Here is a 13,094-nt window from a genome sequence, read left to right as displayed (position 1 = left end):
ACAGTGCTTCGTCACTCCAATCGTGGTGCGCGCCGCCGCAGCGTTGCCGACCAGCCCCGCGCGCGCAGGCTGCACGGCACCCTGCGCGCGTTCCTCATGGCGGGCACCGGCGCCTTGATGGCGTCGGCTGCGCCAGGCGCCATCGCGCAGACCGCAACGACCACGGCCCCCGTCACGGATCAGGCCAGCGACAAAACCGGCCCGCGCTCCGCGCAGCGCTTCGATATCGCGCCCGGCCCACTCGACGTCACGCTCGCGCAATTCGGTGCCGCCGCCGGCGTGCCGATTGCGATCGATCCCGCAATGGCGGCATCGATGCATAGCGACGGCTTGCGTGGCACCTATACCGTCCCCGAGGCACTGCGCGCACTGTTGAGCGGACAGCCGCTCGAGGCCGTCGCGACCGCGGGCGGCGGCTACTGGCTGCGTCCAAGCGCCCTCACCGGACCGGCTCCGGAGGTGCCGCCGCCGTTGCCCATCTCCATGCTGGCCGAGGTGACCGTGACGGCCGCACCTGGCGCCAGCGGCGATGACAATTACCGTGCCACCACGGTCGACCTCGGGGCGATGGGCCATCGCGCGATCGTTGACCTCCCGTACAGCGTGGAGGTGATTACCCGCGATCAACTGGACAATCAACAGGCCGCGTCGCTCGTCGACGCCCTGAAAACCGATGCCTCCGTCACGCCGATCAGCAACAACATCGGCGGCCTGTCGTCGCAGATCGCGATTCGCGGTGTGGGGCTCGATCTGCTGAGTGGGCGCAAGATCGACGGCCTCAACATCTTCGGATGGAGCGGCGATCTACCGGTGGAACACTTCGAGCAGATTCAGGTGCTCAAGGGCGCGAGCGGCTTCCTGTATGGCTTCGCGCAGCCCGGTGGCATCGTCAACTTCATCAGCAAACGGCCCACCGATACCCCGAAGCGCGACGTCCTGACCTCGATCACGGACAGCGGCACGATGCTATTGAGCGGCGATCTGGGCGGACGCTTTGGCACGGACGATCGCTTCGGCTACCGCGTCAACGTGGTCGGCGAAACGGGTGACAGCTATGTCAAGCATGGTGGGCGCGTCGAACGGGGCTCCGCGTCGCTGGCGGTGGACTGGCGCGTGCTGCCGAATCTGGTGTGGGGTGCGGACGTGCTGACCGTCAACCGGCGCGTCACGGGTTCGTCGAGCTGGGGCATCTTCCCGAACGCGAGCGGCAGTGAAACCGACTTCGCGGTGGCGCAGCCCCCGCCGGCGATTCCGGGCAGCAGGCGGATTTTCTCGCCGTTCACCAGCTACGAAACACGCGCCAGGGTCTATGGCACCGATGTCAGCTGGGCGTTCGCCGAAAACTGGAAAGCCAGCCTGCGCTATCGCGGGTCCACGATGGAGCGCGTCTATATGAACGGCTCGATGTTCGTGAACCGCGTGGGCGACTACACCGAAGTGCAATATGGCGGTACCGACCAGTTCGACACCGACGACGTGCAGGCCCTGGTCACGGGCACCGTGCACACCGGATTCATTCGCCACGAACTGGTTTTCGGTACCTCGTACGGCCGCATTCGCACGTACTTCTCGAGCGTGACCAACGAGGCGGTGCTGGGCACCGGCAACCTCGCGAACCCCGGCAGCTTCGACAATCCGCACCTCGAGGCGCCGCCCGCCGACACGCTGGGCAGCTATACCACGCAACGCGCGGTGTTCGCTTCGGACACGCTCCATATCGGCGAGCATCTCGATGTGATCGCCGGCCTCCGGCGCAATGGTCTCCGTGACAGCATCAACGGGTATGACAAGACCGCCTATACGCCGACGGGGGCCGTGGTGTTCAAGCCGCTGCCCGCGCTCTCGATCTATGGCAGCTATATGGAGGCGCTGGAACAAGGCGCCACCGCGCCGCTGACGGCGGCAAACGCTCAGGAAGTGTTTGCCCCGCTGAAGACCCGGCAGGTGGAGGCCGGCGTCAAGGTGGACCGGCAGCGGTGGTACGCCTCCGCTGCCGTGTTCCGCATCCAGCGCGGCCTTACCTACACCACGGCGCAGAACGTCTTCACGCAGGATGGCGAGTCCCGCTACGACGGCCTCGAGCTGCTGGCGAAGACGCGGCTCACGGCACGCTGGCAACTGATCGGCAGCGTGATGTTCCTCGATGCCAAAAACGAGACCGGCGATCCGACGCTGGCCGGCAAGCGCGTGGACGGCACACCGCGCCAGCAGGCCAAGCTCTATACCGAATACCGGCTCGGCGACACCGGGCTGACGCTCACCGGCGGACTGCAGTACTACGGCGCGCGGCCGATCGACTCCGCCAATACCGCGACGGTGCCCGCTTACACGCTGTTCGACACGGGCATCCGCTACGAAGGACGCCTCGGCGGCGCCCGCACGGTCGTCCGGTTCAATATCGACAATCTCACCAACAAGGCGTACTGGCTCACGAGCGCGTCCTATCTGACGCAAGGCGCTCCGCGCACGTTCAAGCTCAGCGCCAGGATCGAGTTCTAGATTTTTCTCCCGCACCCAAAAATAGTTGGCAGATTTCCGGCGGTGCTCCGTCATACCTTGTGAAAGCAACGCAATGGTTCAGTCCAATTTGCATCAAGGGAGACCAACATGTCGACGAGCGCCTCCGTCTTCGCCCCGGCGGAAACACTGGCGGAAGTTTTTCTGGGGAATCGCGCGCAGCTCAGGCGCCTTGCCCATGGCATCGTGAGAAGCCCCGAAGCCGCGGAAGACATCCTGCAGGACGCCTGGATTCGCTTGTCCGACTGCGAACGTCTGGGCGCGATTCAGCGGCCCTTGTGCTATTGCTGCCAGGTCGTGCGCAACCTGGCGCTCGATCATTGCCGCCGCCAGACGCTCGAGTCGTCCTATCGCTGTTACGACATCGAAGTAGAGACGATTGAGCTACGCGCGGCCGCTTCGCCGCAGAAATCGCTGCAGGACTACGAAGTGCTCTGCGCGATCGACCGCGAACTGTCCAAGCTGCCCGAACGAACGCGGCATGCCCATGAGCTCTACCGCATCCACGGCCTGACGCAGCGGCAGATCGCCGAACGTCTCGACTGTGCGCTGGGATTGGTCAACGCGCTGCTGGCCGATGCCGCGCGGGCCATCGAGGGTTGTCGCAACCTGATGTATGCCGACTGATCTGTCGTAATACGCCGAAATCCGCAGCAGGAAAATTGGTGACGACAAGTGCGCGGCGTCGTGTCAGAATCCGAGCAGAACTGTTTGGATTTCCGACGCATGACACAAAATCAAGACGACGCGAATTGGCAGATCGCGTGGGAATGGGTGCAGCGGGAACACGGTGCCGAGGATTTCGATGAAGACCAACGCAGCCGTTTGATGCAATGGCTGATTGCGGACCCGGCTCATCGACGCGCCTATGACAAGGCTTCGCGCCTCTGGCTGATTGCAGGGCTGGTACCACCGAAGGTCCCGGCGAAGCTTGACTCCCCAGAATTCCCGCATTCCCCGGATTAATCACGCCGTTACTCGCACGCCGTTACCTCGCCACCGTAGATAGGTGGCCCGCCCTAGAGGATTCGAACCTCTGACCGCTCGCTTAGAAGGCGAGTGCTCTATCCAACTGAGCTAAGGGCGGCCTGCAGAAGAGGCCCGCATTCTACCGCACACGCCGCCATACCAGAAAGGTTGGCGCCGCTTTTACGGTCTTTACGATCCCTGCTCGCTATCCCTGCCTGTGACCCCTGGTCACTCACGGCTGCCGCTTGATCGCGCCGTCCGGGGAGGCATGCTCTCCCCCACGCTCGTCTTCGCGCACCCGCGGGCGGCGCGGCATGCCCGGGGCGTCGCCGTTGTCATGCGAGGACACGCAGTTGCGGCCCATCAGCTTGGCGTCATACAGCGCGCGGTCCGCGCGGCGCATCACGGCATCGGCGTTCTCGCCCTCGCGACGCTCGGCCATGCCGATGCTGACGGTGTAGGCAATCGGATCGGGGTCCGATGGGCACGGCGTGGCGCGCACCAGACTGTTCAGACGCAGGCTGGCGGCGCGGCCCGTCTCCATCGTGGTGTTGGGCATCACGATGGCGAATTCCTCGCCGCCCAGACGGCCGATGACCGCGTGAGGCGGCGCATTCCGACGCAGCAGCCCCGCGAAATGACGCAGCACGCTGTCGCCCGCCAGATGGCCGTATAGATCGTTGATCGCCTTGAAGTGATCGAGGTCGACAAACGCGACGGTCACCGGCTGTTTCGCGCGCTCCGCCTTCTTGCACGTCGCCTCGAGTTCCTCCCAGAACGCGCCGCGCGACAGCACATCGGTCAGATCGTCATGGCGCGCGCGACGCTCCAGCATGCGGCGCAGACGATCGTGCGCCATCAGCGCAAAGCTCACCGACAGCCCCACCATGCCGAACACCAGCAGCACGATGATGCCGTCATGCGACGTCACCGCCGGCAGATGGCGATGATCGACGAGCATGACCACCGCGGGCGCGATCAGCACACCGATCAGCGTCGTGCAGGCCAGCGCCACGAGGATCAGCGACAACGCGGCCAGCCGGCCGGTGCCGCGCTTGAGCGGCACGCGCGGCACCGTGATGCGCACGAGCTCGAGCAATAGGAGGATCTGGATGACGGACGCGGCCAGCGTGAGTGCCGCCACGGCGGGCTCGGGCAACGCGGCAACCGCGGGGGTCGCGGGCGAGAACCCGTGTTCGACCGCATGCGCGGCGCGCGCCGCAAGGCCCGGCACATTGAGCGCCAGCAGCACCATGCCGCGGCCCGGACGGCCGACGAAATGGCGCGTGCCGTAGACCATCATCGAAAGGCCGGCCGTGAGCACGAGCTCGGGCACGGCGTCGAGCGGCCAGGCGGGACGCATCACGTGGGCCGCGAGCAGCACGACCGCCAGGGTCACGATCAGGTCACCGATTGCCCATGAACTCAGGCCACTGCGCCCCATCCCTGGCGAGCGCCGCAGCACGGCGCAAACCACCGCCATCTGCAGCGCGAACAAGCCTGCGATCAGCACCACCACCTGCGACTGAAACATCTTCTTTCCCGTTCACAAGGGCGGTCGCTAGCTCCGCGTGGCCACGCCGCCCTGCTGTTGCGACCTGCGTGGGCCGTCATGTCGTTGTGCGCGGATTATGTCAGTGCGACGCACCAAGTCAAGCCAAAATCTGCCCCATCTTCAGCAGGGTGCCGCGCTGCGCCGGAGCACGCACTTCACATCGGATCAACTTTGCGGTTGACCCGCGGTCACCCAGCGGGCTACAATCGCCGGCTTCGGAGCGTAGCGCAGCCTGGTAGCGCATCTGATTTGGGATCAGAGGGTCGTAGGTTCGAATCCTATCGCTCCGACCAGTATGAGTAGGAAGAAAAAAGGGCCTGTGCTAACGCGCAGGCCCTTTTTTCTTGCGCGTTGCAGCATGGCATCCAGCCCGCGCTGGCTCAGGCGCACTTGCCCTCGCCGTGATACAATCGCGTAGTCAGTTCCGGGGTCTGTGAGCATGCCCGGAAGCCTAGCACCGCCAAGATCGGCAGCCGCAGCAGACCAGCCCGGAACATCGGCTGGGCCCTCCCCTCCACGATTTCCTCGGCGACGCCGGGTCGCGCCTGATTATGGCGCGCGCTCGCAGTATCTCACTCAACTCGCGCAGCCTTTGGCTGCAAGCAAAGGACTACAAGATTGGCTAAGGAAGAACTCATCGAATTTGGCGGCGTAGTGTCGGAAGCCCTGCCCGACAACCGTTATCGCGTCACCTTGGAAAACGGCGTCGAAATCTGGGCTTACGCTTCGGGCAAGATGCAGAAGCACCGCATCCGGATTCTGGCCGGCGATCGCGTGACCCTGGAAATGTCGCCCTACGACTTGACCAAGGGCCGCATCAACTTCCGCCACAAGTCCTGAGTCGCGTCCACTGAGTTATCCCCTCTCGCGGCTGGCGTTGTCACCCTCGTGACATTGCCGCGCCGCAGACTGACGGGCTGCCCGCAGGTTCTTCGAACCTCCGGCGGCCCGTTTTGCTTTGGTATGCCGCAGTGGTACGCCGCAGTGGTGCGCCGAACAGTGCCACCGCTTCCCTCATGTGGCAATGGCTCGTCCCTAATGGCTCGTCCCTAATGGCTCGTCCCTAATGGCTCGTCCCTAATGGCTCGCCCCTCTTGCGCGGGGCGAGGTGCCTGACCATACTCAGGTTTCGATCGGCCACCGTCTGCTCATGAACCTCATACTGTGGCGCCACGCCGAGGCGGAAGACCTCCCCGCGGCAATGAGCCTGTCCCGCAATGCGGACCTCCAGCGCGTGCTGACCTCGCGCGGACACAAACAGGCCGAAGCGTCAGCCAAATGGCTGCGCAATCACCTCCCTACCCCCTACCGTGTGGTTTGCAGCCCCGCCGTGCGCGCACGCGAGACCGCGGCCGCGCTGTCCGGCGAGGTCGAGATCCTGCCGGCACTGGGTACTGGCGCCCACGTGAGCGAGGTGCTGGCCGCCGTCGGCTGGCCCGACGCTGACGGCACCGTCGTCGTGGTCGGGCATCAGCCCTGGCTCGGACGCGTGGCCAGCCGCCTGCTGGCTGGCCGCGATATCCCGTGGAGCGTGCGCAAGAGCGGGGTCTGGTGGCTGACCGGCCGGACCCGCTACGACGACGCCCAGGTGGTGTTGCGCGCCGTCATCCATCCCGATTTTCTCTGAGCGCCGCGCAGTGTTCGACTTCGCACGCGCGGGTGTCACAAATCTGTATCGCAAACTTCACATTTGAAGGTTTGCTTGTGGCGCGTGGCTTGCAAGCCGGTTAGAGTCGGATCAAACACCCACACGACGCGATTCTGGTCACGGAATCGTCACAACCGTGCCACGGCGTTGTCACTGGGCGTCCCTACATTGTTTCGAACCGTTTCGTCACCGAAAGGACACCGAAAGGACACACAATGCGAGACCTTCCGACGCCTACCCAGCCGATCTTCGACTCCTTGCCGACTGGCCAGAATGGCCACTCGGCGCGGAGGCGTCTTCCTCGTCAATCCGATTCGACACATGCGGCGCCTGCTTTCAGCGTGGCGTGGGCACGGCATCAGGACGAGGTAGAAGAAGCCCAGCGCCTGCGCTACAAAGTTTTCGCCGAGGAAATGGGGGCGCGCCTCCAGACCACCACGCCGGACATGGACGTGGACATGTTCGACGCCTACTGCGACCACCTGATCGTGCGCGATCAGGAAACGCTCAAGGTGGTTGGCACCTACCGCGCGCTGCCGCCGCACCAGGCCAAGCGCATCGGCTGCCTCTATGCGGAATCCGAATTCGACCTCGTACGCCTGAATCACCTGCGCCCCAAGATGCTGGAAGTGGGCCGCTCGTGCGTGCATCGCGACTTCCGCAGCGGCAGCGTGATCATGGCCCTGTGGGGCGGTCTGGGCGAGTACCTGCAAAAGTACGGCCTGGAGTCGCTGCTCGGCTGCGCAAGCGTGCCGATGAGCGATGGCGGTCACTATGCGGCCAGCCTCTATCGCCAGTTCGCCGAGAGCTCGCTCGCACCGATCGAGTACCACGCGTTTCCGCGCGTGCCGCTACCGGTGGAAGACCTCAACCAGACCCTCGAGGTGGATCCGCCCGCGCTGATCAAGGGTTATCTGCGCCTCGGCGCGAAGATCTGCGGCCTGCCGGCATGGGATCCCGACTTCAACGTCGCGGACTTCCTCACGCTGCTGCGCGTGCGCGACATGAACCCGCGCTATGCCCGTCACTTCCTGGGGTTGAAGTAAAAAAACGCCGCGCTTTTCGCGCGGCGTTTTTCTTACACGTACACCACCTTGTAGCGCTTGCCGATGCGTTGCCACTCGTCGGCTTCCTGCGCCAGGCTGTATTCGACCAGCGGGTTGGCGTCGATCCATACCTTGGGCAGGCGCACTTCGAAGCCTTCGTCGAGCGCATCCGAACGCTGGCTAACGCGGATGTCCGGCAGCTTCGCGTCGGAGCGTCGGCGGCATAGCACGAAGGCCAGGCGCAGGCTGAACAGCATGCGCCAGTCCAGGAACTTGCCGCTGCCCGACAGCTTGCCAAGCTTGCCCGCATGACCCAGCAGCAGCGTAGCCAGCCGCGCCTGATCGGTCTTCGAGAAGCCCGGCATGTCCGCATGCGTGGCGATATACGCCGAATGCTTGTGATACCCGCCGTGCGAGATCGACATGCCGATCTCATGCAGGCTCGCGGCCCAGCCGAGCAGCGCCAGATTGTCGTCGCGACGCTCGTTGGGCGGCGGGTCGGGAAACTGCGCCAGCAGCTCCCGCGCGGCCGCGCCCACGCGCTCCGCCTGCGCGCGATCCACCGCATAGCGGCGCATGAACTGATCCACCGTGACCGTACGCATGTCCTCGTGGTGACTGCGACCCAGCAGGTCATACAGCACGCCGAGGCGTAACGCGCCGTCGGTCACATCCATGCGTTCGATATCGAGCTCGGCGAACACGCCCAGCATGATCGAAAGCCCGCCCGGCAGCACCGGAATACGATCGGCCTTGAGCCCCGCGAGCTTCACGCGGTTGGCGTTCTCCGCCTTGACCAGCGCGCGCTTGAGCCGCTCGAGCCCTTCGCGCGTAATGCCATGCTCGGCGGGGTTGTCGTTCATGCCGTTGAGTTCGATCAGCTCGGCCAGCGCCCGCGCGGTACCCGACGAGCCCACCGCCTGCTGCCAGCCCGCCGCGCGATACTGGCGCACCAGCACCTGGATCTCGCGGCGCGCGGCCAGCTCGGCCTGCTTCATCGCGTACTCGTCGACATTGCCGCTCGGGAAAAACTGACGGCTATGCGAGACGCAGCCGATATACAAGCTTTCCATCAACTTCGACTGATAGCCGCTGCCGATAATGAATTCGGTGGAGCCACCGCCGATATCGACGACGAGTCGATTACCCTGACACGCCGGTGCGTCGTGCGAGGCGCCCAGATAGATCAGGCGCGCTTCTTCGCGGCCCGCGATCACTTCGATCGGGAAGCCCAGCGCGTGCTCGGCCTCGATCAGGAATTCCGGCGCGTTGCGCGCGACGCGCAGCGTGTTGGTGGCCACCGCGCGCACGTGCTCCGGCGAGAAATCGCGCAGCCGATCGCCAAAGCGGCGCAGCGCATCGATACCGCGGCGGCGCGCGGGCTGGTCGAGGTATTTGTCGGGCGTCAGGCCGGCCGCGAGCCGTACCGGCTCACGCAGGGCGTCGACCTGAAAGATCTGGCTGGCGGGACCGGAAGCCGTGGGCGTCTCGTCCACCCGCCCGATCATCAGGCGGAAGCTGTTCGAGCCCATGTCTACGGCGGCCAGCAGGCGTGGTGTCTGTGTCATTGCGTTCTGTTGCGCGGGGATGCGTGGGGAAGCGCCCGATAGCGGCTTCGCACCAAACCCCGTAAATTATGTCCTTGTCATGTCGTCATCATGACAAATCCAATGTGTCATGGAACTGACACACAACTATGGAAAAGTCGTCAAATTATCAAAAGAAGATTCATGACCATGTCGACGACTGCGCCCGGCACCCTTCTCAACCGCGAGCTGGGCATCCTTGAGTTCAACGCGCGTGTGCTGGCACAAGCCGCCGACCCCAACGTTCCGTTGCTGGAAAGGCTCAAGTTCATCTGTATCGTATCCAGCAATCTGGATGAGTTCTTCGAAATCCGTATGGCGGGTCTCAAGGAGCAGATTCGCGATAACGCATCGGGCCTGACGCCCGATGGACTGTCGTTTCTGCAGACCTATCATCTGGTCACCGAGCGCACGCAGCGCCTGGTTGCCTCGCAGTATGACATGCTGCAGAACGTGATTTTCCCCGCGCTCGAACAGGAAGGGGTGTACTTCCACCTGATGGGCACGTGGACCGACGCGCAGCGCGGCTGGGCGCGCGACTTCTTCGTGCGCGAACTCGGGCCGGTCCTCACGCCGATCGCGCTCGATCCCGCGCATCCGTTCCCGCGCGTGCTCAACAAGAGCCTGAACTTCGTGGTCGAACTGTCCGGCAAGGACGCGTTCGGCCGCGAGGCGGACCTCGCCATCGTGCAGGCGCCGCGCGCGCTGCCGCGCGTGGTCAAGATGCCCGAGAAGCTCTCCGGCTATCCGTTCGGCTTCGTCATGCTGTCGTCGTTCATGCAGGCATTCGTGCATGAGTTGTTTCCCGCCATCGAAGTGCAGGGATGCTACCAGTTTCGCGTGACGCGTAACTCTGATCTGTTCGTCTCCGAGGATGACATCACCGACCTGCGCGAGGCCCTGCAGGGTGAACTGCCGACGCGGCACTTCGGCGATACGGTGCGGCTCGAAGTATCGTCCGACACCCCTGCCGCGCTGTCGCGCCGGTTGCTGCTGGAGTCCGGCCTGACCGAGCAGGACCTGTACCGCGTGAGCGGACCGGTCAACCTCGTGCGGCTGATGCAGATTCCCGATCTGATCGATCGCCCCACGCTCAAGTACCCACCGCACGTGGCCACGCCGGTCAAGGCGTTTCCGCCCGGTGTCCCGATGTTCGACGTGATTCGCCAGCAGGACGTGCTGCTGCACCATCCGTACGAGAGCTTCAGCTCGGTGCTGGACCTGCTGCAGCTGGCCGCGGCCGACCCCAATGTGGTCGCCATCAAGCAGACGGTGTACCGCACCGGCAACGAATCCGCGGTGATGGAAGCGCTGATGACCGCGGCACGCAACGGCAAGGAAGTCACGGTCGTGGTGGAACTGCTGGCGCGCTTCGACGAGGAAACCAATATCAACTGGGCCGAGCGGCTCGAGTCCGCGGGCGCCCATGTGGTCTACGGCGTGGTTGGTCACAAGTGCCACGCCAAGATGCTGCTGATCGTGCGGCGTGAGGTAGGCGACGGCAAGAACGGTACCAAGAGCAAGACCGTGCAGCTGCGCCGCTACGCGCACCTGGGCACCGGCAACTATCATCCGCGCACCGCCCGGCTCTACACGGACTTTGGCCTGCTCACCTCCGAAGAGAAAATCTGCGAGGACGTGCATCACGTGTTCCAGTTGCTGACCGGTACCGCCGGTACGATCCGCCTCAATCATCTGTGGCAGTCGCCGTTCACGATGCACAGCAACCTCGTGGACCATATCCGCAACGAGGCCCGCAATGCGCGCGCCGGCAAGCGGGCACGCATCATCGCCAAGATGAACGCGCTGCTGGAGCCGACGATCATCGAGGAACTGTACAAGGCCTCGCGCGCGGGCGTGAAGATCGACCTGATCGTACGCGGGGTCTGCGCGTTGCGGGCGGGCGTGCCCGACATGTCCGAGAACATCACCGTCCGCTCGATCGTCGGCCGCTTTCTCGAGCATCACCGCGTGTACTACTTCCGCGCGGACGGCGACGATGTGCTCTACCTGTCGAGCGCGGACTGGATGGACCGCAACCTGTTCCGCCGCGTCGAGGTGGCGTTCCCGATCCTCGACCGCAAGCTCAAGGCGCGCGTGATCAAGGAAGGCCTGCAGGTGCATCTGCGCGACAACGCGTCGGCGTGGATCATGCAACCGGACGGTGAATACGCGCGCAAGCCGTCGCGCGCAAAGAAATCGCTCGTGAGTCAGGTGGAGCTGCTGGACATGTTCGCGGGATAGCGGCGCACCCCTCGTAACGGGAGATGGCAAAGATCTGTTGAGATCATCCGGCGCCGGCATCGATGTTCATAGACTGCCGATGTCTCTCTCACGGATCGCCATCTCATGAACGCAAGGGTCATTTCTTCGCTGTGTATTTCTCTGCTGCGCGCCGCGGCGCTGCTGGCTGGTGCAGGCGCCCTGCTGACATCGCCCGCGCACGCCTATAGCGGCACCATCACCTTCAATGGAAAGGTCACTGCGCAGACCTGCAGCATCAACGGCAACAGTGCCGTGCCAGTGGACTTCACCGTCGCGTTGCCGACCGTCTCCGCCAGCACCCTGAAGACGCCCGGCAGCACCGCGGGCCGCACGATGTTCACGCTTCAGCTGAGCGCATGCACCCCGACGTCCGGCAACGTCCAGGCCTACTTCGAAAGCGGTCCCACGACCGACACGACGACCGGCAATCTGATTCTGGACAACATCAGCGGCTCAGCCGACAATGTGCAGATCGCGCTCCTCAACGCCGACGGCACGCCGATCAAGGCCGGATTCGCCCCGGGTAGCCAGGGCACCAATCCGGTTTCCATCGATGCCACGGGCAATGCTACGCTGACGTACGGCGCGCAATATGTCGCCGTGAAGGGGGCCGCTCAGGGCGGCACCGCCACCACGCGCGTGGTCTACACGCTCGTGTACCCCTGAAGCCGCTGGCCACTCGCCATCGCGCCCTGCCCTCGGCGACCCTATGCCGCACCGATTCGCATTCGCCCTGCGGCGAGCCACCCTCGCCCTCGCCCTGGTCGCTGGCCATCAGACCGCGCAGGCCTCCGTGGTCATCGGCAGCACGCGCGTGATCTATCACGCCGCGGACGCCGAGACCACGGTCCGGCTCGCCAATGACGGCAACCTGCCGGCGCTGACTCAGATATGGATCGATCACGGCGATCCGGCGGCATCACCCGCGTCGATCGACGTACCGTTCGTGGTGACGCCGCCCATCGCCCGGATCGATCCGGGCAAGGGCCAGACCCTGCGCATCGTTCATGCCGGCGAGCCGCTGCCGCGCGAGCGTGAGTCGGTCTTCTATCTCAACGTGCTGGAGGTACCGCCAAAACCGACGCCCGGCACGGCCGATGCCAACCTGCTGCAGATGGCATTTCGCTCCCGCATCAAGCTGTTCTTCCGTCCCACCGATCTCAAAGGGGACGTGCGGGACGCCCCCGCGCGGCTGACCTGGCATGCGGCCCGCGTGAACGGCGCGCTGGCGGTCGAGGCGATCAATCCCACGCCCTATCACGTAACGATTTCCGAGATTTCCGTTGCCGCGGATAACGAGTCCGCGACCAACGAGAAAGGCGGCATGCTCGCGCCCGGCGGGACGCTGCGGTTTCCATTGCACGGATTGCACGGATCGCACGGATCGCACGGCCATGCGCGCATCGGTGCTGGCACGCGTGTACGCTTCGGCGTCATCAACGACTACGGTGGCACCTCTTACATCGAAGCGACACTGTCGCAAGCTGCGGCGGAGTAACGGTGGCCCG

The 13,094-nt window shown here is 64.6% G+C and carries 11 protein-coding genes and 2 tRNA genes; 10 read left to right on the top strand and 3 right to left on the bottom strand.

Going from position 1 to position 13,094, the window contains the following annotated elements; all coding sequences use genetic code 11:
- Window positions 1–3 precede the first annotated feature (3 nt).
- From LDO41_RS01640 to LDO41_RS01630, 3 genes are all read left to right on the top strand, one after another.
- The gene (locus tag LDO41_RS01640; protein ID WP_223981018.1) at window positions 4–2,499 is read left to right on the top strand and encodes a TonB-dependent siderophore receptor; all 2,496 of its coding nucleotides are present in this window, start codon (window positions 4–6) and stop codon (window positions 2,497–2,499) included.
- Between the two features lie 108 nt (window positions 2,500–2,607).
- The gene (locus LDO41_RS01635; RefSeq protein WP_223981016.1) at window positions 2,608–3,144 is read left to right on the top strand and encodes a sigma-70 family RNA polymerase sigma factor; all 537 of its coding nucleotides are present in this window, start codon (window positions 2,608–2,610) and stop codon (window positions 3,142–3,144) included.
- Between the two features lie 99 nt (window positions 3,145–3,243).
- The gene (locus LDO41_RS01630) at window positions 3,244–3,483 is read left to right on the top strand and encodes a FecR/PupR family sigma factor regulator (RefSeq protein ID WP_223981013.1); all 240 of its coding nucleotides are present in this window, start codon (window positions 3,244–3,246) and stop codon (window positions 3,481–3,483) included.
- 44 nt (window positions 3,484–3,527) lie between these two features.
- On the opposite strand, the gene LDO41_RS01625 is transcribed toward LDO41_RS01630, so the two are convergent.
- Window positions 3,528–3,604: transfer RNA gene (locus LDO41_RS01625), tRNA-Arg, on the bottom strand.
- Window positions 3,605–3,718: 114 nt separating this feature from the next.
- Window positions 3,719–5,020: a GGDEF domain-containing protein gene (locus LDO41_RS01620; RefSeq protein WP_223981010.1), complete on the bottom strand. Its 1,302-nt coding sequence runs from the start codon at window positions 5,018–5,020 to the stop codon at window positions 3,719–3,721.
- Between the two features lie 237 nt (window positions 5,021–5,257).
- On the opposite strand from LDO41_RS01620, the gene LDO41_RS01615 reads away from it, so the two are divergent.
- From LDO41_RS01615 to LDO41_RS01600, 4 genes are all read left to right on the top strand, one after another.
- A tRNA-Pro gene (locus LDO41_RS01615) sits at window positions 5,258–5,334 on the top strand.
- A gap of 325 nt (window positions 5,335–5,659) precedes the next feature.
- Entirely contained in the window at window positions 5,660–5,881 is a 222-nt protein-coding gene (gene infA / locus LDO41_RS01610; RefSeq protein ID WP_008641674.1) for a translation initiation factor IF-1, read from the top strand.
- Between the two features lie 310 nt (window positions 5,882–6,191).
- Entirely contained in the window at window positions 6,192–6,668 is a 477-nt protein-coding gene (locus LDO41_RS01605) for a SixA phosphatase family protein (RefSeq protein WP_223981007.1), read from the top strand.
- A 236-nt stretch (window positions 6,669–6,904) separates the two neighbouring features.
- Complete coding sequence (locus LDO41_RS01600; protein WP_223981004.1) at window positions 6,905–7,735, top strand: GNAT family N-acetyltransferase; 831 nt, start codon at window positions 6,905–6,907, stop codon at window positions 7,733–7,735.
- 32 nt (window positions 7,736–7,767) lie between these two features.
- Here LDO41_RS01600 and ppx read toward each other — a convergent pair whose 3' ends face one another.
- Window positions 7,768–9,303 carry an exopolyphosphatase gene (gene ppx, locus LDO41_RS01595; protein WP_223981002.1) on the bottom strand — a complete coding sequence of 512 codons (1,536 nt, stop codon included), beginning with the start codon at window positions 9,301–9,303 and terminating at the stop codon, window positions 7,768–7,770.
- A gap of 168 nt (window positions 9,304–9,471) precedes the next feature.
- Here ppx and ppk1 point away from each other — a divergent pair, with 168 nt between their 5' ends.
- The 3 genes from ppk1 (at window position 9,472) to LDO41_RS01580 (ending at window position 13,084) form a co-directional block, all read left to right on the top strand.
- Window positions 9,472–11,565: a polyphosphate kinase 1 gene (gene ppk1 / locus LDO41_RS01590; protein ID WP_253074767.1), complete on the top strand. Its 2,094-nt coding sequence runs from the start codon at window positions 9,472–9,474 to the stop codon at window positions 11,563–11,565.
- A gap of 105 nt (window positions 11,566–11,670) precedes the next feature.
- On the top strand, window positions 11,671–12,252 hold the full coding sequence (locus LDO41_RS01585) for a fimbrial protein (protein ID WP_223980996.1): 582 nt from the start codon (window positions 11,671–11,673) through the stop codon (window positions 12,250–12,252).
- Between the two features lie 43 nt (window positions 12,253–12,295).
- Entirely contained in the window at window positions 12,296–13,084 is a 789-nt protein-coding gene (locus LDO41_RS01580) for a fimbrial biogenesis chaperone (protein WP_223980993.1), read from the top strand.
- Window positions 13,085–13,094 lie beyond the last annotated feature (10 nt).

The sequence above is a fragment of the Cupriavidus pampae genome (genome assembly GCF_914271485.1).
In the GTDB taxonomy this organism is placed as follows: domain Bacteria; phylum Pseudomonadota; class Gammaproteobacteria; order Burkholderiales; family Burkholderiaceae; genus Cupriavidus; species Cupriavidus pampae.
This window is presented reverse-complemented; position numbering and strand designations above follow the sequence as displayed.